The sequence below is a fragment of the Alcanivorax sp. 24 genome (assembly GCF_004360225.1).
Lineage (GTDB): Bacteria > Pseudomonadota > Gammaproteobacteria > Pseudomonadales > Alcanivoracaceae > Alloalcanivorax > Alloalcanivorax xiamenensis.
In genome coordinates, this window is record NZ_SNUA01000008.1 from 171,736 (window position 1) to 194,662 (window position 22,927).

The following is a 22,927-nucleotide window of genomic DNA, read 5'->3' on the forward strand; positions in this document are numbered from 1 at the left end:
GAAACAATAGTGGCACAGTCCCAGCCGTACGCTCCCACGCAGCGTGCCAGCGTGATGCGTGCCTGCGTGTAAGCGAGACAGACAATGACCGATTCGTTGGACAGCCTGCGGGATCAAATCGACGCTCTGGACCAGCAGCTCCAGACGTTGCTCAATCGCCGGGCCGAACTGGCTCACGCGGTGGCGGATGTGAAGCGCCGCGAAGACAGCAACCCGGTGTTTTATCGTCCCGAGCGCGAGGCCCAGGTGCTGCAGCGTATCAAGGAGCGCAACCAGGGGCCCATCGACGGAGAAGCGATGGCCCGGCTGTTCCGTGAGGTGATGAGCATTTGCCTGGCGTTGGAACAACCCATGCGGGTGGCGTTCCTGGGGCCGGAGGGCACCTTCACCCAGCAGGCGGCGATCAAGCACTTCGGCCACGCGGTGGAAAGCGTGCCATTGGGCGCCATCGACGAAGTGTTCCGGGAAGTGGAAGCCGGGGCCGCCCATTACGGCGTGGTGCCGGTGGAGAATTCCACCGAGGGCATGGTCAGCCATACCCTGGACACTTTCATGTCCTCCAGCCTGAAAATCTGCGGTGAGGTGGAGCTGCGCATCCACCATCATTTGCTGGCCGGTCCCCATACCCGCCGTGACAAGGTGACCCGCGTCTATTCGCACCAACAGACGCTGGCTCAGTGTCGTCAGTGGCTGGATGCCCACCTGCCCACGGTGGAGCGTATCCCGGTGAGTTCCAATGCCGAGGCCGCGCGGCGGTTGCGCGACGAATGGAACGCCCTGGCCATCGCCGGCGATATGGCGGCCGAGCTGTACAGCCTGGAGCGGGTGCAGAGCAATATCGAGGACCGCCCGGACAACACCACCCGGTTTCTGGTGATCGGCCGCCAGGACACGCCTCCGTCCGGTCGCGACAAAACCAGCATGCTGGTCACCGGCAAGAACCGTCCGGGGCTGCTCTCGGACATGCTGCTGCCGTTCCGGGAACAGGGCGTCAACCTCACCCGTCTGGAAAGCCGCCCGTCACGCACCGCCAACTGGAGCTATGTGTTTTTCATCGACTGTGAAGGGCACAAGGAAGATCCATTGTTGAAAGACGTGCTGGCAAAGCTGGAAGGGGATGGCAACACCATTCGTATTCTGGGCTCGTACCCCAAAGCGGTACTATGAAACCGGCCGGTACGCCGGCATGCACCGCGCCCGGATGCCACGACGGGGCGGGGTTGGCGTGCCGGCGTGCCGGCGTCAAACGTGAGAGCGTTCTGTTATGACCTGCGATTATATCAAACTGGCCAACGGCGGCGTGCAGCGGCTGCAACCCTATTCCCCCGGTAAACCGATCGAGGAACTGGAGCGGGAGCTGGGCATTCGCGACATCATCAAGCTGGCCAGTAACGAGAATCCCCTGGGGCCCAGCCATCGGGCTCTGGAGGCGGCGAAACGGGCATTGGAGCAGGTTCACCTCTATCCGGATGGCGCCGGGTTCAGCCTGAAGATGGCGCTGGCGGAGAAGCTCGGCGTCAACAGTAATCAGATCACCCTTGGCAATGGCTCCAACGATATTCTGGAACTGGTGGCCAGGGCCTATCTGCAGCCCGGCGAAGAGACCGTCTACGCTGAATATGCGTTCGCCATCTATCCGCTGGTGACCGTGGCCTGTTCCGCCAAACCGGTGATGGTGCCGGCGCACCTCTATGGCCATGACCTGGCCGCCATGGCGGACGCCATCAACCAGAACACCCGCATCGTGTTCCTGGCCAACCCGAATAACCCCACCGGCACCTGGTTCAATGACGTGGCGCTGGATCGTTTCCTCGAGCGGGTGCCTGAAGATGTGCTGGTGGTGTTGGACGAAGCCTATTTCGAGTATGTGGAAGAGGCCCATTACCCCAATGGTCTGGATCGTCTGGCGCGATATCCGAACCTGATCGTCACCCGCACCTTTTCCAAGATCCACGGGCTTGCCGGGCTGCGGGTGGGCTATGCGGTATCGCATCCGGATATCGCCGACATCCTCAACCGGGTACGCCAGCCGTTCAACGTCAATATTCCCGCCCTGGCCGCCGCCGAGGCGGCGCTGGACGATACCGACCACCTGGAGAACTCCCGTTGCGAGAACACCGCCGGGCTTGGCCAGTTGGTGGAAGGGCTGAATCTGCTCGGGCTGGAGCATATTCCCTCGGTGGCCAACTTCATCACCGTGGATTGCGCCGGTGACGCCGTGCCGGTGTACGAGGCGTTGCTGCGTGAAGGCGTCATCGTGCGCCCGCTGGGCGGCTATGGCCTGCCTAATCACCTGCGCGTCACGGTGGGCACGGCGCGGGAAAACGAATGCTTTCTGCGGGCCCTGGACAAGGTCATGAAAGCGGGGGGCGCTGATGAGCCGTGATGCCCCGCTGTTTCGACGGGTGGCGATCATCGGGCTTGGCCTGATCGGCGGCTCTTTCGCCGCCGCTTTGCGGGAGCGGGGACTGGCGGGCACGCTGGTGGCCGGCAGCCGTTCCGCCCGGACCCTGGAACAGGGGCTGGCCATGGGGCTGATCGACGAAGGCAGCCAGGACCTGGCACTGGCGGTGCGCGGCGCCGATCTGGTGTTGTTGGCGACGCCGGTGGCGGCGATGGAATCTTCCCTGGCGGCGCTGGCGCCAGGACTTTCCGAGCGTGCCATCGTCACTGACGGTGGCAGCGTCAAGGGCAGCGTCATTGCCGCCGCCCGGCGGGCCCTGGGCGATCATTTCCCCCGTTTCGTACCCGGCCACCCCATCGCGGGCAAGGAAGCCAGCGGCGTGGCCGCCGCTGATGCCGGTCTCTACCAGGATCACCGGGTGATTCTCACGCCGCTGGCGCGGACTGATCCGGCGGCCACCCGGGCGGTGCGCGAGCTGTGGACCGCGTTGGGCAGCGAAGTGCTGGAGATGACACCGGAGCACCATGACCGGGTCCTGGCGGAAACCAGCCATTTGCCCCATCTGCTGGCGTTTTCCCTGGTCGATACCCTGGCGCGCCAGGGCGACTCCACGGAGATCTTCCGTTACGCCGCCGGGGGATTTCGCGATTTCACCCGCATCGCCAGTTCCGATCCGGTGATGTGGCACGATATCTTTCAGGAGAACCGGCAGGCGGTGCTGGATGCCCTGGCGCTGTTTCGCGAGGGTATCGATGGTTTCCGCGACGCCATCGAGGCCGGCGACTCCGACGCCCTGATGGGCATCATGACCCGTGCCAATACGGCACGGGCCCATTTTCTGGCGCTCAATGCGAGGACCTCCTATACGCAGGCGCGCCATTCGGATAACGAGAGCAGCATGAGCGATCAGCACGATCCCACCTTCGCGGTGCGGCCTGGCGGCAGCCTGCGGGGCCGCGCCCGGGTGCCCGGCGACAAATCCATTTCCCACCGCTCCATCATGCTTGGAGCTCTGGCCGACGGCGTCACCGAGGTGGAGGGCTTTCTCGAAGGGGAAGACGCGCTGGCCACCTTGCAGGCGTTCCGTGACATGGGGGTGGTGATCGAAGGCCCCCATAACGGCAAGGTCACCATCCATGGGGTTGGATTGCATGGTCTGCGGGATCCGGGCAAGCCGCTTTATATGGGCAACTCCGGCACCTCCATGCGTCTGCTCACCGGCCTGCTGGCGGGCCAGGCGTTTGACGTTACCCTCACCGGTGACGCCTCGCTGTCCAAGCGGCCGATGGAGCGGGTGGCCAGGCCACTGCGCGAAATGGGCGCTGGCATCCAGACCGGCGATGGCGGCCGTCCGCCAGTACGGATCCGTGGCGGGCAGACACTCAAAGGCTTCCACTATGACCTGCCGATGGCGTCCGCTCAGGTCAAATCCGCGCTGTTGCTGGCGGGGCTTTACGCCCGGGGCGAGACGTCGGTGACCGAACCGGCGCCGACCCGCGATCACACCGAACGCATGCTCACCGGTTTCGGCTATCCGGTGCGCAGCGAAGGGCCGCTGCGCGCGGTCACTGGTGGCGGTGCTCTGCGTGCCTGTCATCTGGAAATCCCGGCGGACATATCTTCCGCTGCTTTCCTGCTGGTGGGCGCTTCGATCTCGGAGGGCAGTGACGTGTTGCTACCCCATGTTGGCATCAATCCGACCCGTACCGGCGTGATTGATATTCTGCGTCTGATGGGCGCCGACATCACCCTGGAGAATCAGCGTGACAGCGGCGGCGAGCCGGTGGCGGATCTGCGTGTCAGGAGCGCGCCGCTCAAGGGTATCGAGATTCCCGCCGAACTGGTGCCGTTGGCGATTGATGAATTTCCGGCCATTTTTGTTGCCGCGGCCTGTGCCGACGGGGACACCGTGCTGCGCGGCGCCGAGGAACTGAGGGTGAAGGAATCCGACCGTATCCAGGTGATGGCTGATGGGCTGAGTGCCCTGGGCGTGGATCTGGAGGTGTTCGAGGATGGCATCCGCATCACCGGCGGTGTGCTGGGCGGGGCCGAAGTGGAATCCCATGATGATCATCGGATCGCCATGAGCTTCGCCATTGCCGGGCTGCGCGCCACGGCACCGATCACTATTCGACATTGCGCCACTGTGGCCACCAGCTTCCCCGGGTTCGCCGACCTGATGCGGTCGCTGGGGCTGGGCCTGGAGGTTCGATGATTCCAATTATTGCCATTGACGGACCGGTTTCCTCCGGCAAGGGCACCGTGGCGAGGCGGGTGGCGTCCGCGCTCGGCTGGCATCTGCTTGACTCCGGGGCCCTGTATCGGGTCCTGGGGCTTTACGCGCAACGTCGGGGCGTCGCCCTGGACAACAAACTGGCATTGGTGGATCTGGCGGAGAATCTGCCGGTCCGGTTCGTGGAGCAGGGCGGGGACACTCGCGTGGTGCTCGAGGAAACCGACGTCAGCGAAGCAATCCGCCAGGAAAGCGTGGGCGAATTGGCCAGCCAGGTGGCGGTCCTGCAGCCGGTCCGCGATGCCTTGTTCGCGCGTCAGCGGGCGTTCGCCCAGCCCCCCGGGCTGGTGGCGGACGGTCGCGACATGGGCACGGTGGTGTTTCGCGACGCCCCTCTGAAGATCTATTTGACCGCCAGCGCCGAGGAGCGTGCCCGGCGGCGCTATAATCAGTTGAAGGAAAAGGGGTTTGATGCTACCCTCGCGGCCCTTGTGGAGGATATTCGTACTCGTGATGAACGGGATATGAATCGCTCCGTGGCACCGCTGAAACCGGCGGAGGATGCCCTGGAGCTGGACTCCACGGACCTGACTGTGGATCAGGTGGTCGCGCGTATCCTCGATGAGGCGGCGGCCCGCTCACTGATCTGAGGATCAGGCACAATCGGTTTTCAGAGCCCGAACCGGCTCTTGAAACGGCTTCGGACGCGCCCTGATTGCGGTGGTGCGGCTGGAGCCGTTGCTGCATGTTGCCGTATGAAGCCCGGCGCGCACCGCCAGAGCGATTGCGGCACCTATGCAGGTAAGACATGCAGGTAAGATGCAAGTAACGAACGCCGGCCCCTTACAGTAAACCAGCTTGGGGCGGTGATCGCTTTATCAATAACCCGCGTCTGCTGGCTGGCGCGTGTATCGTGAGACGTTTTTTCATGACTGAATCTTTTGCCGAACTTTTTGAAGAAAGCCTCAAGGACCTGGACGTTGCCCGTGGTTCCATCATCCGCGGCACCGTGGTCGCCATCGACAGCGACTGGGTGGTGGTCAACGCCGGTCTGAAATCCGAAGGCATCATCTCCCGCGACGAGTTCATCAGCGAGAGCGGTGAACTGGAAATCGCCGAAGGCGATGAGGTGGAAGTCGCCGTTGACGCCATCGACGATGGCATGGGCTTCACCCGCCTGTCCCGTGAGAAAGCCAAGCGCGCCGAAGTCTGGGGCGAACTGGAAGTGGCTTTCGACAAAGACGAGATCGTCAAAGGTCAGATCTCCGGCAAGGTGAAAGGTGGTTTCACCGTGGATATCGGTCCGATCCGCGCGTTCCTGCCGGGCTCCCTGGTGGATATCCGCCCGGTGCGCGATGTCACCCACCTGGAAGGCAAGGACCTGGACTTCAAAGTCATCAAACTGGATCCGAAGCGCAACAACGTGGTGGTTTCCCGCCGCGCGGTCATGGAAGCGGAGCACTCCGCCGAGCGCGAAGCCCTGCTGGAATCCCTGCAGGAAGGCATGGTGGTCAAGGGTATCGTGAAGAACCTGACCGACTACGGTGCGTTCGTGGACCTGGGCGGCATCGACGGCTTGCTGCACATCACCGACATGGCCTGGAAGCGCATCAAGCATCCGAGCGAAATCGTCGAAGTGGGCCAGGAAATCGAAGTCAAGGTACTCAAGTTCGACCGCGAGAAAATGCGTGTTTCCCTGGGCCTCAAGCAGCTGGGCGAGGATCCGTGGCACGACATCGTGCAGAAGTACCCGGAAGGTGCCCGTGTCAAGGCGCGCGTTACCAACCTGACCGATTACGGCTGCTTCGCCGAGATCGAGGAAGGTGTGGAAGGTCTGGTTCACGTTTCCGAAATGGACTGGACCAACAAGAACATCCATCCGTCCAAGGTTGTAGAGATCGGCGACGAAGTGGAAGTGATGATCCTGGACATCGACGAAGATCGTCGTCGTATCTCCCTGGGCATCAAGCAGTGCCTGTCCAACCCGTGGGAAGCTTTCGCCACCAACTACCAGAAAGGCGACCGCATCTCCGGCAAGATCAAGTCCATCACTGACTTCGGCATCTTCATCGGCCTGGAAGGCGGTATCGACGGTCTGGTGCACCTTTCCGACATCTCCTGGGAAGAGGCCGGCGAAGACGCGGTACGCAACTTCAACAAGGGCGACGAGCTGGAAACCGTGGTTCTGTCCATCGATGCCGAGCGCGAAAGAATTTCCCTTGGAATCAAGCAGTTGACAGACGATCCGTTTGCTCAGTATGTTGCTGCAAACGAGAAGGGCAGCATCGTTAAGGGTACGGTCAAGGACGTGGACGCCAAAGGCGCCACCGTTGAGCTGGCTGAGAACGTGGAAGGTTACCTGCGCGCCAGCGAGATCAGCCGTGATCGCGTTAACGACGCTTCCCAGGTTCTCAATGTGGGTGACGAGGTGGAAGCCCGTATCACCAACATCGACCGCAAGAACCGTTCCATCAATGTGTCCGTGCGTGCCAAGGATCAGGTTCAGGATCGCGAGGCCATGGACAACCTGCAAGGCCAGGAAGCCAATGCTCCTAAGACCATTGGTGACCTGATCAAGCAGCAAATGGAAAACAGCAACGAGTCATAATGGCTCCTCCCGGGGGCCGGTCATCGAGGCCGGCCCCGCTGGGCAGGGAGCCCAGGGGAGTAGGTTGTAATGGCATCTGCGTTAACCAAATCCAAACTCATCGCTCGGATCGCCAGAACTTACACCAGCAATGATCTCTCCACCAAGGACGTGGAACTCGCCATCAAAGCCCTGATCGACTACATGGCCGATGCCATGGTAGAAGGTGAACGCATCGAGATTCGGGGTTTCGGCAGCTTTTCCCTCCATTTCCGCGCCCCGCGCGTGGGCCGTAATCCAAAGACCGGCGCCAGCGTGGAGTTGCAAGGCAAATACGTTCCCCATTTCAAATGTGGCAAGGACCTGCGCGAACGGGTCAATCGTGCCATGCAGGACGATGACGGGGGCGACAACAACGAGCACCGGAGCGAGCGGCGCCACCATGCCAGCCACAGCGCCAAGGCCATCCGGGGCTGATACCGACGACACCGGGGCCTGACCGACATGCGAACTCTCTACCGTGCTCTGCTGATTCTGGTAATGCTGGCCATTTTCCTGGCCGCCTTTTTCTTTGTTACCGCCAATACTCAAATGGTGACTCTGGATATGTTGATCCAGGGCTGGCGCTGGCAGGTCAGCCTCGGCGTGCTTGCCGTGGGTCTGCTCGCCGTGGGCCTGTTGGCGGGACTGCTCGCCGGGCTGGGCTTTAAAGGGCTGAGCGGGCTGTTTGGAAGCCGTTCATGAGCGAGCCCCTATGGCTGATACCGCTGTTCTTTTTCGCCATCGCCATGGGCTTCTTCCTGGGCCGGCGTGAAGGCAAGCGGCGGCAACGGCGGCGCATGGCGTCGCTGTCCCAGGAGTACGTGGCCGGGCTCAACTTCCTCCTCAACGAGGAACCGGACAAGGCGGTGGAAGCTCTGCTCAGTAGTCTGGAAGTCAGCCCCCAGACCCTGGAAACCCACCTCAGCATGGCGCGCCTGTTTCGTAAAAGAGGCGAGTTCGACCGTGCCACCCTGATTCACTCCCACTTGCTGGAAAGCGGTGATTTGCCGCGGCCTACCCAGGAGCAGATCCAACTGGAACTGGCAGAGGACTATTTCGCCGGCGGGTTGTTCGACCGGGCCGAGGAAGTGCTGCTGGAAATGCTCGACCAGGATTGCGAACAGCGCGAGCAGGTAACGCGTCAGTTGATGAAGCTTTACGAGCAGGAACGCGACTGGCCCAACGCCATCGCCATGGGGGAGCGGCTGATCAAGGGCGACGCCAAGATCGCGCCGATTCTGGCCCAGTATTGCTGCGAGGAAGCCGAGGGGCAGGTGGCCCGCGGAGAGTTGGGCCCGGCCCGCCGCACCTTGCGTCGTGCCCTGGGCTTCGATAAAGAGTGCGTGCGCGCCAGCGTCGATCTGGGGCGTCTGGAAATGCGCGAACAGAGCTGGGAGGCGGCCATCGCCGCCTTTCGCCGGATCTGGGATCAGGACCGCGACTTCTTCGATGAGTACCTGGACGATCTGCGCCAGTGCTACGAGCAACTGGAGCAGGAAGAGGATTTCATTCGCGTCCTCGCCGACTATAGCGCCGAGGACCCCAGTACCGCGCGAGTATTGCTGCTTTCCGGCCAGCTCAAGGAACGCTACGGTGACCGCGAGGCGGCCAAGTTCATTGCCGAGTACATGCAAGCCAACCCTTCCGTTCGCGGCCTCGATCGCCTGATTGACATGAACCTGCAGGTGGCCGATCAAAGCGAAGCCCGCGAACAGCTGGAACTGCTCAAGCAGTTGACACAAAGGCTGATGAGCGACCGCACCATCTATCAATGCCGTCGTTGTGGCTTCACCACGCCACTGCTGCAATGGCGCTGCCCGAGCTGTCGCCGCTGGGGCACCATCAAACCGCGATCCGAAGGAGACGCCAAATCGTGACCTCCAGCAGTCCCATTATCGTTGCTCTGGATTACTCCCGCGCCGAGGATGCTCTGGCCATGGCGGCGAGGCTGGATCCTGCCCGCGTGCGGGTAAAAGTGGGCAAGGAGCTGTTTACCCGGGCCGGTCCCGATGTGGTGAGAGCGTTACAGGATCAGGGCTTTGACGTGTTTCTGGACCTCAAGTATCACGATATTCCCAATACCGTGGCCGGCGCCGTGCGTGCCGCCGCCGAACTGGGGGTGTGGATGGTCAATGTGCACGCCAGCGGCGGCAAGCGCATGATGAGTGCCGCCCGGGAGGTGCTGGAAGGCGCGGCCCGCAGGCCATTGCTTACCGCGGTGACGGTTTTGACCAGCCAGACCAGTGACGACCTGCGTGAAGTGGGCGTTGCCCGTGCGGCCGAGGAGCAGGTGATGGCGCTGGCGCAACTGACCGAGGAAAGCGGCCTGGATGGCGTGGTCTGTTCGGCTCTGGAAGCACCACTACTGCGTCGTGCCCGCGGCGAGGACTTTCTGCTGGTAACGCCGGGTATTCGTCCCGAGGGCAGCGCCAGCGACGACCAGCGCCGTATCATGACCCCACGCCAGGCTCGTGAGCAGGGCGTATCCTACATGGTGATCGGCCGCCCCATCACCCAAGCCCCGGAGCCGGCGGTGGTGGTGGATGAAATCCTACAGAGTCTGTCCTGAAACGCTGACGACAATTGTCTGAAATGGCGGACAGCCCGCCCCGCGTGTCCCGTTTAGAGTGTCTTCTCCAACAACAAACCTTTAAGGAGAAGGGAATGAAACTCTATCGTGCATTGTGTTTGGTGGCGGCGTTGCTGGGAGCGGCGGTCTGGACCCAGACTGCTCAGGCGGCGGAGGATCCGGCGATGGACAGCGCCACGGCTGCGGCGGTGGTGGAACAAACCATCAACCTGAATCAGGCCACGTCGGCGGAGCTGCAATTGCTCAAGGGCGTCGGTCCGAAGACCGCCGAGGCGATCATTGCCTGGCGGGAACAGGAAGGGCCTTTTCAGGATGTGGAGCAGTTGCTGGCGATCAAGGGCATTGGTGAGAAAACCTTGCAGGCGATCCGCGACCGGCTGACGTTGTAAGTGAAACCAGGCTCCCGGCTTGTCCGGGAGCCATGGTAATAGCAGGTCTTTCGCTGCCAAGGCAGCTTCCCACAGAGGAGGACCACGGAGCCGCTGTGGGAAGCTGCCTTGGCAGCGAATCAGCGCTGGATGTGCCTACGTATAGGGCGGGCTGGCACCAGGATACGGATGGGCTTACACCGGCCGCTGACTCCGCGGGAATTCGCACAGATCGGCGATGATGCACTCACCGCACTTAGGCTTGCGAGCCACGCAGGTGTAGCGCCCGTGCAGGATCAGCCAGTGGTGACAGTCGCGTTTGAATTCCTCCGGGACCACCCGGAGCAGACGCTGCTCCACCTCGTTGACGTTTTTCCCCGGCGCGATGCGGGTGCGATTGGACACCCGGAAAATATGCGTGTCCACGGCAATGGTGGGTTCACCGAAAGCGGTGTTGAGCACCACGTTGGCGGTTTTGCGGCCGACGCCGGGCAACGCCTCCAGGGCGGCGCGATCACGCGGTACTTCGCCGCCATGAAAGGCGAGCAACTGCTCGCACAGTTTGATGACGTTATTGGCCTTGGAATTAAACAGCCCGATGGTTTTGATGTATTCCTTCAAACCGTCCACGCCCAATGCCAGGATCGCTTCCGGCGTATTGGCCACGGGAAATAAGCGATCAGTGGCCTTGTTAACGCCAACATCGGTGGCCTGGGCGGACAGCACCACCGCCACCAGTAACTCCAAAGGGGTGTCGTAGTTCAGTTCCGTGGTGGGGTGAGGACGTTGAGCCCGCAGACGGCGGAAAATTTCCGTGCGTTTCTCGCGATTCATGCCTGCTCCTGAATCAGATCGCCGCAGTATAGCGAATCAGCGCGCTATCGCCACGTCGGAACGAACCGGGCATTCCCGCGTCAAAATCAGATTGCCCGTACCCGCCGGTTCAGAGGGCGATGGAAAAGGGAGTGAGTATGCAGTTTTCCGCCATGGAAACTCTGATGGTGGCCCTCATCGTATTGGTAGTGGGGCAGTTGCTGGTTCATCGATTCCGGATTCTGTCCGATCTCAATATGCCGGAACCGGTGGTGGGCGGGCTGCTTGCCACGCTGTTGGTGACGGCTCTGCAGTTGTCGGGCGTATCGCTGACCTTTGACGATGCGCTGAAAGGGCCGGCCATGCTGTTTTTCTTTGGAGCCGTGGGCCTGGCCGCGGATTTTCGTTTGTTGCGCCAGGGCGGCTGGCCGATGGTGGTGTTCGCGATTCTGGTGATCATTCTGGTGTTCCTGCAGGATGTGGTCGGTGTTCTGATGGCCAAACTGCTGGGGCTGTCACCGTTTTATGGCCTGCTGGGAGGCTCGATCACCATGACCGGCGGCCATGGCACCGGCATTGCCTGGGGCGAGGTCTTCAGCAATGATTTCGGGATTGGCGGGGCCAGCGAACTGGCCGCGGCATCCGCCACCTTTGGTCTGGTATTCGGTGCCTTGCTGGGTGGGCCCCTGGCGATGATGCTGATTCGGCGCTATCGACTGCAGGTGCCCGCCGGCCGTGAAGATGGCGAATACGATGGCGCGGAGCAGCCCCGTCCGATCGCCGCCGCCAGCGTGGTGCGTATCCTCATGTTGTTGTCCATTGGTGTGGTGGTGGGTACCGTGGCCGAACACCATGCCCAGGACTGGGTGCGTCTGCCGACCTTCGTCTGGGTGCTGTTCGTTTGTATCCTGTTGGGTAATCTGGCCCGGCGCTTATGGCCGGTGAACGACGCCACCATCGAGATGGTGGGCAATACCTCGCTGAGCGTGTTTCTTGCGATTACCTTGATGAGTCTGCAATTGCTGCAGTTGGTGGATCTGGCGCTGCCTATGCTTGCGATGCTGTTGGTTCAGGTGGCGCTGGCGGTCAGTTTCATTGTCTTTGTCACGTTCAGAGTGATGGGCCGCAATTACGATTCCGCGGTGCTGTGTGCCGGTCATTGCGGTTTCGCCATGGGCGCCACTCCCACGGCGGTGGCGAATATTCAGGCGGTGACGCAGCACCACGGTCCTTCGCCGTTGGCCTTCATCATCATCCCGGTGGTGGGTGGTTTCATCGTCGATATCGTCAACGCCACCATTATTCAGGGGTTCGTCTCTGTGCTTGGAGGCTGAGAAGCAGTTGACAGTTGATAGTGGACAGTTGACAGCGAAAAGACAAAACAGCCTGATCTTTAGCCGCTGTGGGAAGCTTGCTTGCAAGCGAATGGGGTTCGTTAGGTGTTTGCAATATTCCTGTTTTTATTTTTCCGCTGTCAACTGTCCACTATCAACTGTCAACTGAAAAAAGGCCGCTGGAATCCTTTCCAGCGGCCTTTTCTATAGCGAGCGCTTTTCGGTTTTGCGTCTTTACTGGGTGATGACGTGGCCGTCTTCAATACGCAGCCGGTCACCCGGCTTGTTGTCCATCTTGATGGTGTCTTCCTTGCCATCGAACAGGTAAGTGACCTCGTAGCCTTCCACCGAACTCTTGTCATCCATGACCGTGTTACAGCGTCGCTCGGTGCTGGTGACGGTGTTGTTCTGCTGCATTTTCTTCTGCGCCTGGTTGCCGGCGATACCGCCGACGATGGCACCGCCCGCGGTGGCCGCGTCCTTGCCGCTGCCGCCGCCGAACTGATGGCCGATCACGCCGCCGACCACGGCGCCAATAGCGCTACCGGTGATACGATGCTGATCCTTCACCGGAGCCTGACGTTGTACCGCCACGTCCTGACAGACCTCACGGGGTTCCTGCCATTTCTTGACGATGGGTTCCACGTTCGTCACCTCGGCATAGCCGGACTGCTTTGGGGCTATTGCCTGGTAGGCGCCATATCCGATCCCGGCCACGGCAACGGTACCCACGACGGTCAAAGCGACAAGGGCTGCACTTTTCATGGGAGGTCTCCTTTTATTAAAGTTTGCCGTTGTATGGCCCTATTATCGTGAATTTTGGCGGGGTCGTTGTTTAACAGTAGTAAAATCGCGACAGGCGGCACACCAAATTTTTGGCTATTAACGTGGGTTTTCAAGCGAAAAAAGGGTGAAACCGGCGTGACTCGCCGGTTTCGATCAACTGACTTTGCCGGTAGTGCGGACGCGACGGCTGCCGGAGGACGAGGGGGACTCGCGACGCAGTTTGGCGGCCTTCATCCGTTTGTCGATGACGTTTTTGCCGGCGATGATCAAGCCCAGTCCCAGAAAAGCACCGGGAGGCAGGACCGCGAGCAGGAAGCCGCCGTAGTCCGGGATGATCTCCATGCGGAGTTGTTCCGCCCAGGGGCCGAGCAGTAATTGCATGTTGGCGAACAGGGTGCCGGCGCCAACCACCTCACGCAGCGCGCCGAGAATCACCAGCACGATCAGAAAACCCAGGCCCATCATGAAACCGTCAGTCACCGCTGGCAGCAGCGCGTGTTTACTGGCGAAAGCGTCGGCGCGTCCGAGCACGGTGCAGTTGGTCACGATCAGTGGGATAAAGATCCCGAGAATCTGGTACAGCTCGAAGGTGAACGCCTGCATCAGCATCTCGATCACCGTCACCATGGCGGCGATGATCATGACAAAGGCGGGCAACCGTACGGCGTCGGTGACGTAGTGACGGATCAGCGACACGGCGGCGTTGGATCCCATCAGAACCACCAGGGTGGCCAGGCCCAGACCAAGGGCGTTGACCACCGAACCGGTCACCGCCAGCAGCGGGCACAGACCGAGAATCTGTACGGTGGCCGGATTGTTATTCCACAATCCATCGCGGGTGATCTTGCCGTAATCCACGTCAGCCATCACAGCTCTCCGTTGTCCGTGCCTGGGCGGGCGCCTCGAACACCTCATCTCGGTGCGCCTGATAGTAACGCAGGGCGCCATGCACGGCGCTGACCACCGCCCGGGGGGTGATGGTGGCACCAGTGAAACTGTCAAATTGGCCGCCGTCCTTTTTCACGGCCCATCCCGAAGCGGACGGCTGCTCCAGGGAAGCGCCGTTGAATCCCAGAATCCAATCGGATTTGCGGATTTCGATATTATCACCCAGCCCCGGTGTTTCATTATGCGGCGGCACCACGCGCACGCCGAGTACAGTGCCGTCGCGGTCGACGCCGACGATCAAACGGATATCACCACCGTAGCCGTCCGGCGCCACCGCTTCCAGTACCGCGCCGCTGGCCTCGCCGCCAAGACGGGCGCGGTAGAGGGGATGCTCACCATGGCCCAGCAAGGGGGCGGTGATGGTAATGCTGTCGTCCAACAACGGATTGTCGTGCCGGGCCGGTGGCATCACCTGGGCCAGCGCGTCCGCCAGTGCGGTTTGCCGGTTGCACTCCACCCGCTGCCGGGTGGCCTGGTTGGTCAGTGCCAGAGTGGCGGCGGTGCCGATGGCGAACAGACCGAGAATCACCGCGTTGCGGGTAATCGCCTGGCCAATCATGAGCCGGCCCCCCGCTTGGCGCGTTGGTGGCCATAAGTGCGTGGCCGGGTGTAGTAGTCAATGAACGGGGCCGCCAGATTCAACAGCAGCACCGAGAACGCCACCGCGTCCGGATAGCCGCCATAGGTGCGGATTACCCAGACCAGTAGGCCGATCAGCGCGCCGTAGATCAGACGCCCGCGTGAGCTGGTGGCGGCACTGACCGGATCGGTGGCGATAAAAAAGGCGCCGAGCATGGTGCCGCCGGAAAACAGATGAAACAGCGGATCGGCATAACGCAAAGGGTCGATTTGCCAGGCGATCAGCGCCGGTACGGCGAGGCCGGCGAGAAAGGCCAGCGGAATATGCCAGCCGATCACGCGACGGAACAGCAGGTATAGCCCGCCAAGCAGAAACGCCAGATTGACCCATTCCCAGCCGAGCCCGGCCCAGCGACCATGCAGAACAATCATACGATCCAGCGCATCGGCGTTGCCGGCGAAGGTGCGAAAGGTGTCCAGAGGGGTTGCCCCGGAGAGGCCGTCAAGCGCGCCCTGCCCGAGGAACTGGAATACGCTTTCCAGAACATCGGGGGTGCGATAGGGGGCGCCGCCGACCCAGTTGGTCATCGCCACCGGGAAGGAGATCAGCAGCAGCACATAGCCGACCATGGCCGGGTTGAATGGATTCATGCCCAGGCCGCCGTATAACTGCTTGGCGACGATAATGGCGAACGCCACGCCGATAAACGTCAGCCACCAGGGCGCGGTGGGGGGCAATGCCAGAGCCAGCAGCACGGCGGTGACCACGGCGCTGCCATCGCGCAAGTACAAAGCGACGGGGCGGCCGCGAGCACGCAGCATGGCGGCTTCACAGAGGACCGCCACCAGTATCGCCCAGACGACGTTCAGCAAAGTGCCGATGCCGAACAAAAGCGTCAGTATCGCCAGCCCGGGCAGGGTGGCGTAGATCACCTGGCGCATCACCGTGCCGGTGTCGGCGGGACCACGTGTGTGCGGCGAGGAGGCGTTGATCAGCGCCATGTGCGTTGCGCTCCTGGTGTTCCGATAGGGTTCATTCTTCCGCCAGTCCGTGTTCTTCCAGGGCTTGCTTCAGGGCCCGCCGCGCCAGGTGAGCGTCGTGTTCCAGGGTGCCCAGCTCCGAGGCCAGCCGTTTCAGAGTGTTTTCGTCGGCGGTATCGCGCAGGTGTTTCAACTCGTCACTCTTGTCCCGCAGAGCCGTTTCCGCGCGGGCTGCGTCCAGCTTGAGGGTTTTCAGATCCTTGCCGGTGTGGGCCAGCAGCGACGCCTTGGTTTCGTCCATCAGGGCGTCCAGGGCATCGCGGGTATGATCGGCTTTGGCCTTGAGCTTCTCCACCCGGGCTTCCATCGCGGCCAGGTCCACGGCGCCGTCACGGCGGGCCCGGTCGAGGGCGGAATGGGCTTCCTTGTATTGTTTGTGCGCCATCTTGTAGGCGGTCTTCAAGGCATTCAGGCGTTTTTGCCGTTTGGCCGCGTCTTCGTCGCTGTCAGACGCCTGGCCGGCGGTGCTGGCCGGTTCGGCGGTTGTCCGCGCGGTAGCGGTAGCCGGAGGGGGCGCCGTTTTTGGTGTGGCGGGCGCCGTGGCCTTGGCGTCGCGCAGTTGTTGCTTGAGTTGGTCCGCCCTGGCTTTCAGGCGATCGGCTTCGTCGCGCAGCCGGGCCGCGTCATCGGTGTCGTTTTGTTCCGCTTCCTTGGTCGCCTTCACCGCGGTCTTGTAGGCGGAGGAGGCCTCGGCCACGGCCTTTTTCAGTGCCTCCACGGGATCCACGGCGGCCGTTGGGGCGCTGGCGGGCTGCCCGGTACGTGCGTCTCGCAGGGCGGCCTTGAGCCGGTCCGCTTCCGCTTTCAGGGATTCCGCCCGGCTTTGCAGCGCGGCGGCGTCTTCCCGTTCTTCCGCCAGCGCGGCCTTGGCCTCGCGCAGAGCGTTCTTGTAAGCGGCGGAGGCGTCGGCGACCTGCTTCTTGAGGTCCGCCTCGGCCTTGGGGTGGGTGTCGGTGGACGGCGGCGCAGCCTTGCCGGCGTCGCGCACGGCGGCTTTTGCCTGATCCGCGGCGAGTTTCCGCTTTTCCACTTCGGTCTGATAGCGGGTCAGATCCGGATCACCCCGGTTTTCCGCTTCCTTGGCGGCCTTGACCGCTGCTTTATAGGCCTTGGAGGCGTCCAACGAGGCTTGCTTGAGGGCAGCGGCGTTGTCACCGGCGGCTGCGGGAGCGCGGTTGGCCTGTTGGCGCGCGCGGCGGCGTGCCTCTTTCTCCGCCTGTTCTTTTTCCACCCGGGCCTGGCGGGCCTCGAAACGCTCGCGGGCCCGGTCCGCCTTGGTCCGCTCCGCCGCCTGGGTGCGGATCTCACCTTTGGCGTAGCGGTAATATTGCACCAGCGGAATATGGCTGGGACAGACATAGGCACAGGCGCCGCACTCAATACAGTCCATCAGGTTCTGCTGTTGAGCCCGTTCCAGGTCATCGTTCTTGGCGTACCAGTAGAGCTGTTGGGGTAACAGGCTGGCGGGGCAGACCTCGGCGCAGGCGCCGCAACGAATACAGGCCTGTTCGGGTTCCGGTTCCGGCAGCAGGTCGCCGGAGGCGGCGATCAGGCAATTGCTGGTCTTCACCAGAGGGATGGACGGGTTGTGCAAGGTGAAACCCATCATCGGACCACCGAGCACCAGCCGCTGCAGCCGGGTCTCGTCGACACCGGCGTGCCGCAGTAATTCCGCCACCGGGGTGCCGAGCAGAATCTCATAGTTGCCGGGCCGTGCCACCGCGTCCCCGGTCACCGTGGTGACGCGGCTGATCAGTGGTTCGCCGTCGAACAGGGCGCGTTTCAGAGCGTAGGCGGTGCCCACGTTCTGGCACACCACGCCGACCTGGATCGGCAGACCGCCGCTGCCCACTTCCTTGCCGGTGAGCAGTTGGATCAGCTGTTTTTCGCCGCCGGAGGGGTATTTGGTGGACACCACACGGACGTCGATATCGGCGCCCACGGCGGCGGCGCGCAGGGCGGCGATGGCTTCTGGCTTATTGTCCTCGATGCCGAGCAGGGTCCGGTCCGGGTTCAGCAGGTATTGCAGTACCTGAATGCCCTGGACGATGTCCGCGGCTCTCTCCCGCATCAGACGATCGTCGGCGGTAATGAAGGGTTCGCACTCGACCCCGTTGATGATCAGTTCGCGCACGCGCTGATGGTCACCCAGTGACACCTTCACGGAGGTAGGAAAACCGGCGCCGCCGAGGCCGATGATGCCGGCGTCGGCGATACGCTCCAGTAACTCAGCGGGACTCAGCGCGAAGGGGTCGTCCAGTGGTGATCGGTCTCCCCAGCGATCCTCGCCGTCCGGTTCCAGTACCAGGCACGGGGCGTCCATGCCGGAAGGGTGCTGGATCGGGCGCGGGCCGATGGCAACGACGGTGCCGGAAGTGGGAGCATGAATCGGGGCGCTGACGGTGCCGTTGCCCTCGGCCAGGCACTGTCCCTTGAGCACCTTGTCGCCGACCTGGACCAGCGGGCGGGCGGGGGCGCCGATGTGCATGTTCAACGGCAATACCAGCCGCGAGGGAAGCGGACCGGGGAGGATCGGCGTGGCGTTGGACTCGCTTTTGTGCTCCGGCGGGTGAATGCCGCCGGGAAAATCATGGACTTCCGCCGGGCGCCGGACGCTGGACGCCAGATGCTTGAAAGCGGCGAAAACCCCCAGCGTCCGGCGTCCGGAGTCCGACATCTGGCGTTTCATAGGTTTACCACGTCGATCCGTTGTTCCGGGCTTTGGCCGGCACCGGCCGGTCGTCGCCAGGTCCAGGTTCCGAGGGTGGGAGCCACCGGCACCATGTCGATGCAATCCACAGGGCAGGGCTCCACGCACAGATCGCAGCCGGTGCATTCATCGACGATCACCGTATGCATCAGCTTGGCGGCGCCGACAATGGCGTCCACGGGACAGGCCTGGATGCATTTTGTGCAGCCGATGCACTCGTCCTCGCGGATGTAGGCCACTTTCTTCACCGTGGCATCCTCGCTGCCATCGTCGTCCAGTGGCAGCACCTCGCGGCCAAGCAGTTCGGCCAGTGCTTCCACCGTGACCTCGCCGCCGGGCGGGCAACGGTTGTGCTCCTCGCCGTTGGCGATGGCTTCGGCATAGGGGCGGCAGCCGGGATGGCCGCATTGGCCACACTGGGTCTGCGGCAGCAGGGCATCAATCTGGTCGACGATGGGGTCTCCCTCGACCTTGAATTTCTCCGAGGCGAAACCCAGCGCGCCGCCGAACACGGCGGCCAGCGCCAGCAGCGCAGCGATGGCAATCAGGATCGTGATCATGATCGCGCCTCCAGATGCGCTGGACGGCGGACGCCGGACGCCGGACGCTCAATCGGGAGCGGCGAACCTGGATGTGTTTCCTGAAGGCGTGGGCGCAGCCGCAGCCCCGCGAGCTTCTGTTCCCGGTTTTCAGCGTCTGGCGTCTGGCGTTTGGCGTCTGGCGTCTTCATATCTTCACCAGCCCGGAAAACCCCATGAACGCCAGCGACATCAGACCGGCGGTGATCAGGCCGATACTGGGGCCGCGAAACGCCTCCGGCACGTCGGCGGCGGCGATCCGTTCGCGCATGGCGGCGAACAGTATCAGCACGAGGGAAAAACCGAGGGCGGCGCCGAAGCCGTAAGTCAGAGAGGTCATGAAGGTGGCGTCTTCCTGGCGCACATTCAGCAGCGCCACGCCGAGCACCGCGCAGTTGGAGGTGATCAGCGGCAGGAACACGCCCAGCACCCGGTACAGCAGCGGGCTGGCCTTCTTGACGAACATTTCGGTGAACTGCACGGCCACCGCGATCACCAGAATAAAGCTGATGGTGCGCAGGTACTCCAGTGACAACGGCTGGAGGATATAGGCCCAGGTGAGGTAGGCGAGCACCGACGACAGCGTCAACACGAAGGTGGTGGCCAGGGACATGCCAATGGCGGTCTCCACCTTGTTGGAAACACCCATGAACGGGCACAGGCCCAGGAACTGGACCAGCACGAAATTATTCACCAGCACCGCGCTGACAAGAATGAGCAGGTAGTCGGTCATGGCAGAAGCCCGTTTTTTGCTGGACGCCGCGGCGTCGTGGCCTGTTTTTCTCGCCGGTTTCCGGCGGCGGCATAGTATGGGACAGGGAAATATGCCGAACAAGACGGTTTTGTTTATCTCTCCGATGGTTTCGTTATAAGAAATTGCCCCTTGGGGTTCAATTATGCCGTGATGGCCCTTTCCTGACTTGTTCTGGATCAAATCCGATTATCCGGCTTGAATTCGGCGTCACGTCCATCGGCGCCCAGGTGTCGGATTCGCGCCGGAGCGCCGTCGGTATCCAGCCAGACCCGGCCGATGCCGGCACGGTTCAGCAGACGCCGGCCGGCCTCATGGGGATCGGGCCGGTAGGGCGTGACCGCCAGCCGACGGCGTTTGGTGAAGGCGTTGAGCGGCGACCAGGGAGCGTAGAGCCATCGGTTGAGACGGTCGAACCATTCCAGCAGCCGTTCCGGAAAACGGTTGCGCAGACCACTGTCGGTGATCTGCCAGATACGCGGGCCGCCGTCACGGTGACGGACCCGAATCCGGTAAACAAACGAGTAATGCACATCTCCGGACAGAATCACATAGTTGGCAGGAGTGCGGGAGTGCCGGAAGATGTTCAGCAGAACCCGGGCAGCCCCCGGGTGCGCCATCCAATTTTCGGCGTCCACCATCAAAGGCTTGCCGATCAGAGTGAACAGCCGCTGCACGGTCTCGATCAATTTAACGCCGAACATCGGTGCCGGTGACACCACCACCACCGCTTCCTCGCCGAGCAAGGTTTGTTGCAGTTCGGAGAGCGCCTCCCAATCCAACAGCCCTGAAGGGCGGGTAGGGCGGCGCTCGCTGCGCCAGCGGCGGGTGCGGGTGTCCAGTACGATCAGTTTGGGCGTGCCCGGCCATTGATAATGCCAGCCTTCAAAACGTAGCAGGCGGGTGATCAGAGCGTCCTGGGACGCCATCACCAGAGTGCCGGTGCCGTCACCGAGCAGCGCGGAGGCGTCATCGATCAGTGGTGTCACGCGGTCCGGCGCGTTACCCCAGCCCTGACAGAGCAGGTAAGCGATCAGCGCGTTGCCGATGATGCGGCGCGAAAAGGGCTGGCCGTAGGCGGTCTGTTCCCAGTCGGCGGTCAGGTTCCAGTCGTCGGTAACATCGTGATCGTCGAAGATCATCAAAGTCGGCAGATGGGCCAGGGCCCTGGCCACCTCGGGCATCTGTTTCCGGAATGTGGCCAGGGCCCGCGCTTCGCGCTGATACTGCTCCTGGTCGGTGCCGTCCAGGAGGGGAGGTCGTGGCTCGGCCAGATTCCAGGGGATGGGTGACCAGGCCAGCAAATACATCGCGATCACCTCGGCGAACGTGACCAGATGGCGGTCGGCGCTGGCGGTGGTGAAGATCGGCTTGCGCACGCCGCCGAAAAAGCGTTTGCGCAGGGCGCGGCCGCTCTCCACCGCCGGCAGCAGGCGTTGCCGGTGGAAGCCGTCCTGATGCCGGTACAGCGCCTGGCTATCGCCAACCCGAGCACCTTCCAGGGTTTCATCGATCAGCCCGAGCCGCTTAATCAGAGTATGGATGGTGGCGAGCATCGGCATGGCCACATCGTCGGCGTAGATCTGGTCGCCAGTAAGCAACAGCAGGTTGGGGCGCTGACCCGGCTTCCCCAGACTGTCCGCCACCACCTGATCAACCCGGGCCAGTCCGTCCGGCCCGGATTGATGGGGTTTGCGGCAGGAACCATGCAACAGGTTGGTAAGGCGCGACCGCCATACCAGGCTGGGGCGGCGCTGGTTCGCATGCAGCAGGTGGGGCGCCCAGTCCGCCACGGCTCCGTGGCCGTCTATGATCAGGTCGTAGCCGATTTCCTGTCCCTCGGGCAACGTGGAGCTCAGTGGCAGGTCGATCAGATGCAATACCGCCTCGGCGCCGACTGGCAGCTTGCGGCAGTTTTCCGTGTCCAGAGGGTATTGCCGGTCTGGCCGGGTGCCCTGCGGGTCCGTTTCGAACAGCTGCAGGCGCAAAGCCAGACCATGGGAGGCCACCAGCCACAATACCAGGCGCCGTGCTTCCAGGCGTCTTAGAATCGGTCCGGCCAGGACCGCTGGCAGTTCCGGGGTACTGGACATCAACCCTCCTTCTCATGCAGGGTAGCGAGGTCGCGAGAATCACGGATAGCGCCCGTCCCGGCGACGGACCGCTGATGTTGAACAAGCGTAAAAAGTGTCGTGTTTTCCATACCACACCGCGTTTTTCCGGGGGGAATGAGATAGGGTACACGGCGTATCGGACCTGAAGATGAATTTCAATGGAGATGTTATGAAACTTTTTCGATTGCTCGGCGTGGCCCTGACCGCTTTGACTCTGAGCTTGCCGCTGGCCGCCCAGGCGCAGCAGGCTGGGCAGCCGGATGAAGTGGCGCAGCTGGCGAGCCTGGTCAATCTGACCGAAGATCAGCAAAAGGAAATCCGTGGTCTGATTCAGTCCACCGATGCGGAGGTCCGCAAACTCCAGACCGAGGCCCGCAGCCTCCAGGAAAAGCTTCAAGGTGAAGTGAAACCCGACTACAGCGAGCGCAACATTACTCGCACGGCGAAAAAGCTGGGTGAAGTGATGGGCGAGATCACCGGCAAAACGGTACTGCTGCAAGCGCAGGTGGAATCGGTGATGACCGAAGAGCAACGTGCCGAGCTGCAAAAGAAAATGCAGGAACAGCAGCGTCAGATGCAACAACGTATGCAGCAGATGCAGCAACAACAGCAGCAACAACGCTAAACGCGAGGTTGTCTGGCGAAAAAAGCGGGCCTTTTGGCCCGTTTTTTTTGGTTCATCGCGGTTTGTCGGGAACTGGAATTGCCCTCCATCATGGACAGCGGAGCCGCGTTACGTCTTTGCGGGAACGCCGTGAAGCAGGGTCCCGCAAAGGCGTAACGCGGCTCCGCTTCGAGGTGACCGGAAAGCATGGTGCTCTTCTGGCCTTGGAGACACAAATTCGGCGGCCACTACAGCGCCCCTGTGGGAGCTTGCTTGCAAGCGAATGGGCTTTCGGGCCCCCAATTCGCTTGCAAGCAAGCTTGTATGGTTTCCCGGCAAGTCTTAGAAGGAGAAGACTTGTCGGGGTGGAGGGACCAGGCTGGCTTCTGACCCTAGGGTACAGACTGTGGGAGATATGGCCCCACCCCGCACCTTCAAACGCCGA

At 62.3% G+C, this 22,927-nt stretch carries 21 protein-coding genes; 12 read left to right on the forward strand and 9 right to left on the reverse strand.

Features of this window, described 5'->3' with window-relative positions; genetic code table 11:
- Nucleotides 1–84 precede the first annotated feature (84 nt).
- The 10 genes from pheA (at nucleotide 85) to E0L37_RS12950 (ending at nucleotide 10,245) form a co-directional block, all read left to right on the forward strand.
- A complete protein-coding gene (gene pheA / locus E0L37_RS12905; protein WP_133492129.1) occupies nucleotides 85–1,167 on the forward strand; it encodes a prephenate dehydratase in 1,083 nt (360 codons plus the stop codon).
- 97 nt (nucleotides 1,168–1,264) lie between these two features.
- Nucleotides 1,265–2,386: a histidinol-phosphate transaminase gene (gene hisC, locus E0L37_RS12910; protein ID WP_133492130.1), complete on the forward strand. Its 1,122-nt coding sequence runs from the start codon at nucleotides 1,265–1,267 to the stop codon at nucleotides 2,384–2,386.
- The gene (locus E0L37_RS12915; RefSeq protein WP_133492131.1) at nucleotides 2,376–4,619 is read left to right on the forward strand and encodes a bifunctional prephenate dehydrogenase/3-phosphoshikimate 1-carboxyvinyltransferase; all 2,244 of its coding nucleotides are present in this window, start codon (nucleotides 2,376–2,378) and stop codon (nucleotides 4,617–4,619) included. The genes hisC and E0L37_RS12915 overlap by 11 nt, the downstream gene beginning before the upstream one ends.
- Nucleotides 4,616–5,287 carry a (d)CMP kinase gene (gene cmk / locus E0L37_RS12920; protein ID WP_133492132.1) on the forward strand — a complete coding sequence of 224 codons (672 nt, stop codon included), beginning with the start codon at nucleotides 4,616–4,618 and terminating at the stop codon, nucleotides 5,285–5,287. The genes E0L37_RS12915 and cmk overlap by 4 nt, the downstream gene beginning before the upstream one ends.
- Before the next feature lie 278 nt (nucleotides 5,288–5,565).
- Complete coding sequence (rpsA, locus tag E0L37_RS12925) at nucleotides 5,566–7,245, forward strand: 30S ribosomal protein S1 (protein ID WP_133492133.1); 1,680 nt, start codon at nucleotides 5,566–5,568, stop codon at nucleotides 7,243–7,245.
- Nucleotides 7,246–7,314: 69 nt separating this feature from the next.
- Nucleotides 7,315–7,701: an integration host factor subunit beta gene (gene ihfB / locus E0L37_RS12930; RefSeq protein ID WP_133492134.1), complete on the forward strand. Its 387-nt coding sequence runs from the start codon at nucleotides 7,315–7,317 to the stop codon at nucleotides 7,699–7,701.
- A gap of 27 nt (nucleotides 7,702–7,728) precedes the next feature.
- Nucleotides 7,729–7,968: a lipopolysaccharide assembly protein LapA domain-containing protein gene (locus tag E0L37_RS12935; protein ID WP_133492135.1), complete on the forward strand. Its 240-nt coding sequence runs from the start codon at nucleotides 7,729–7,731 to the stop codon at nucleotides 7,966–7,968.
- Nucleotides 7,965–9,143, forward strand: coding sequence for a lipopolysaccharide assembly protein LapB (gene lapB, locus E0L37_RS12940; protein ID WP_133492136.1), 1,179 nt, complete (start codon nucleotides 7,965–7,967; stop codon nucleotides 9,141–9,143). Before E0L37_RS12935 ends, lapB begins: the two co-directional genes overlap by 4 nt.
- Complete coding sequence (gene pyrF, locus E0L37_RS12945) at nucleotides 9,140–9,835, forward strand: orotidine-5'-phosphate decarboxylase (RefSeq protein ID WP_133492137.1); 696 nt, start codon at nucleotides 9,140–9,142, stop codon at nucleotides 9,833–9,835. Before lapB ends, pyrF begins: the two co-directional genes overlap by 4 nt.
- A 95-nt stretch (nucleotides 9,836–9,930) precedes the next feature.
- The gene (locus E0L37_RS12950; RefSeq protein WP_133492138.1) at nucleotides 9,931–10,245 is read left to right on the forward strand and encodes a helix-hairpin-helix domain-containing protein; all 315 of its coding nucleotides are present in this window, start codon (nucleotides 9,931–9,933) and stop codon (nucleotides 10,243–10,245) included.
- A 174-nt stretch (nucleotides 10,246–10,419) separates the two neighbouring features.
- On the opposite strand, the gene nth is transcribed toward E0L37_RS12950, so the two are convergent.
- Entirely contained in the window at nucleotides 10,420–11,058 is a 639-nt protein-coding gene (gene nth / locus E0L37_RS12955; protein ID WP_133492139.1) for an endonuclease III, read from the reverse strand.
- 137 nt (nucleotides 11,059–11,195) lie between these two features.
- On the opposite strand from nth, the gene gltS reads away from it, so the two are divergent.
- A complete protein-coding gene (gene gltS / locus E0L37_RS12960) occupies nucleotides 11,196–12,371 on the forward strand; it encodes a sodium/glutamate symporter (RefSeq protein ID WP_133492155.1) in 1,176 nt (391 codons plus the stop codon).
- Nucleotides 12,372–12,605: 234 nt separating this feature from the next.
- Here gltS and E0L37_RS12965 read toward each other — a convergent pair whose 3' ends face one another.
- The 8 genes from E0L37_RS12965 to E0L37_RS13000 all read right to left on the reverse strand — a co-directional run bounded on the left by E0L37_RS12965 (nucleotide 12,606) and on the right by E0L37_RS13000 (nucleotide 21,857).
- Nucleotides 12,606–13,136 carry a glycine zipper 2TM domain-containing protein gene (locus E0L37_RS12965; protein ID WP_133492140.1) on the reverse strand — a complete coding sequence of 177 codons (531 nt, stop codon included), beginning with the start codon at nucleotides 13,134–13,136 and terminating at the stop codon, nucleotides 12,606–12,608.
- Between the two features lie 174 nt (nucleotides 13,137–13,310).
- Nucleotides 13,311–14,024 (reverse strand): electron transport complex subunit E, encoded by a 714-nt coding sequence (locus tag E0L37_RS12970; protein ID WP_133492141.1) that lies wholly within the window; start codon nucleotides 14,022–14,024, stop codon nucleotides 13,311–13,313.
- Nucleotides 14,017–14,664 (reverse strand): electron transport complex subunit RsxG, encoded by a 648-nt coding sequence (gene rsxG, locus E0L37_RS12975; RefSeq protein ID WP_133492142.1) that lies wholly within the window; start codon nucleotides 14,662–14,664, stop codon nucleotides 14,017–14,019. The genes E0L37_RS12970 and rsxG overlap by 8 nt, the downstream gene beginning before the upstream one ends.
- Nucleotides 14,661–15,686 carry an electron transport complex subunit RsxD gene (gene rsxD / locus E0L37_RS12980; RefSeq protein ID WP_133492143.1) on the reverse strand — a complete coding sequence of 342 codons (1,026 nt, stop codon included), beginning with the start codon at nucleotides 15,684–15,686 and terminating at the stop codon, nucleotides 14,661–14,663. Before rsxD ends, rsxG begins: the two co-directional genes overlap by 4 nt.
- 31 nt (nucleotides 15,687–15,717) lie before the next feature.
- Nucleotides 15,718–18,402, reverse strand: coding sequence for an electron transport complex subunit RsxC (gene rsxC, locus E0L37_RS12985; protein ID WP_240687470.1), 2,685 nt, complete (start codon nucleotides 18,400–18,402; stop codon nucleotides 15,718–15,720).
- A gap of 8 nt (nucleotides 18,403–18,410) precedes the next feature.
- Nucleotides 18,411–18,995: an electron transport complex subunit RsxB gene (gene rsxB, locus E0L37_RS12990; protein WP_133492144.1), complete on the reverse strand. Its 585-nt coding sequence runs from the start codon at nucleotides 18,993–18,995 to the stop codon at nucleotides 18,411–18,413.
- Nucleotides 18,996–19,161: 166 nt separating this feature from the next.
- Nucleotides 19,162–19,746, reverse strand: coding sequence for an electron transport complex subunit RsxA (rsxA, locus tag E0L37_RS12995; protein ID WP_022996454.1), 585 nt, complete (start codon nucleotides 19,744–19,746; stop codon nucleotides 19,162–19,164).
- 197 nt (nucleotides 19,747–19,943) lie between these two features.
- The gene (locus E0L37_RS13000) at nucleotides 19,944–21,857 is read right to left on the reverse strand and encodes an alkaline phosphatase D family protein (protein WP_133492145.1); all 1,914 of its coding nucleotides are present in this window, start codon (nucleotides 21,855–21,857) and stop codon (nucleotides 19,944–19,946) included.
- A gap of 190 nt (nucleotides 21,858–22,047) precedes the next feature.
- On the opposite strand from E0L37_RS13000, the gene E0L37_RS13005 reads away from it, so the two are divergent.
- Nucleotides 22,048–22,503, forward strand: a complete 456-nt coding sequence (locus tag E0L37_RS13005; RefSeq protein WP_133492146.1) for a Spy/CpxP family protein refolding chaperone — start codon at nucleotides 22,048–22,050, stop codon at nucleotides 22,501–22,503.
- Nucleotides 22,504–22,927 lie beyond the last annotated feature (424 nt).

Bases quoted from the DNA above. Each gene is read 5' to 3' on its own strand.
- lapB (WP_133492136.1), top strand. From the start codon at position 7,965: ATGAGCGAGCCCCTATGGCTGATACCGCTGTTCTTTTTCGCCATCGCC.
- ihfB (WP_133492134.1), top strand. From the start codon at position 7,315: ATGGCATCTGCGTTAACCAAATCCAAACTCATCGCTCGGATCGCCAGA.
- E0L37_RS12950 (WP_133492138.1), top strand. From the start codon at position 9,931: ATGAAACTCTATCGTGCATTGTGTTTGGTGGCGGCGTTGCTGGGAGCG.
- cmk (WP_133492132.1), top strand. From the start codon at position 4,616: ATGATTCCAATTATTGCCATTGACGGACCGGTTTCCTCCGGCAAGGGC.
- E0L37_RS13005 (WP_133492146.1), top strand. From the start codon at position 22,048: ATGAAACTTTTTCGATTGCTCGGCGTGGCCCTGACCGCTTTGACTCTG.
- E0L37_RS12965 (WP_133492140.1), bottom strand. From the start codon at position 13,136: ATGAAAAGTGCAGCCCTTGTCGCTTTGACCGTCGTGGGTACCGTTGCC.
- rsxC (WP_240687470.1), bottom strand. From the start codon at position 18,402: ATGTCGGACTCCGGACGCCGGACGCTGGGGGTTTTCGCCGCTTTCAAG.
- nth (WP_133492139.1), bottom strand. From the start codon at position 11,058: ATGAATCGCGAGAAACGCACGGAAATTTTCCGCCGTCTGCGGGCTCAA.
- gltS (WP_133492155.1), top strand. From the start codon at position 11,196: ATGCAGTTTTCCGCCATGGAAACTCTGATGGTGGCCCTCATCGTATTG.
- rsxG (WP_133492142.1), bottom strand. From the start codon at position 14,664: ATGATTGGCCAGGCGATTACCCGCAACGCGGTGATTCTCGGTCTGTTC.
- E0L37_RS12935 (WP_133492135.1), top strand. From the start codon at position 7,729: ATGCGAACTCTCTACCGTGCTCTGCTGATTCTGGTAATGCTGGCCATT.
- E0L37_RS13000 (WP_133492145.1), bottom strand. From the start codon at position 21,857: ATGTCCAGTACCCCGGAACTGCCAGCGGTCCTGGCCGGACCGATTCTA.
- E0L37_RS12970 (WP_133492141.1), bottom strand. From the start codon at position 14,024: ATGGCTGACGTGGATTACGGCAAGATCACCCGCGATGGATTGTGGAAT.
- E0L37_RS12915 (WP_133492131.1), top strand. From the start codon at position 2,376: ATGAGCCGTGATGCCCCGCTGTTTCGACGGGTGGCGATCATCGGGCTT.
- pheA (WP_133492129.1), top strand. From the start codon at position 85: ATGACCGATTCGTTGGACAGCCTGCGGGATCAAATCGACGCTCTGGAC.
- hisC (WP_133492130.1), top strand. From the start codon at position 1,265: ATGACCTGCGATTATATCAAACTGGCCAACGGCGGCGTGCAGCGGCTG.
- rsxB (WP_133492144.1), bottom strand. From the start codon at position 18,995: ATGATCACGATCCTGATTGCCATCGCTGCGCTGCTGGCGCTGGCCGCC.
- rsxA (WP_022996454.1), bottom strand. From the start codon at position 19,746: ATGACCGACTACCTGCTCATTCTTGTCAGCGCGGTGCTGGTGAATAAT.
- rpsA (WP_133492133.1), top strand. From the start codon at position 5,566: ATGACTGAATCTTTTGCCGAACTTTTTGAAGAAAGCCTCAAGGACCTG.
- rsxD (WP_133492143.1), bottom strand. From the start codon at position 15,686: ATGGCGCTGATCAACGCCTCCTCGCCGCACACACGTGGTCCCGCCGAC.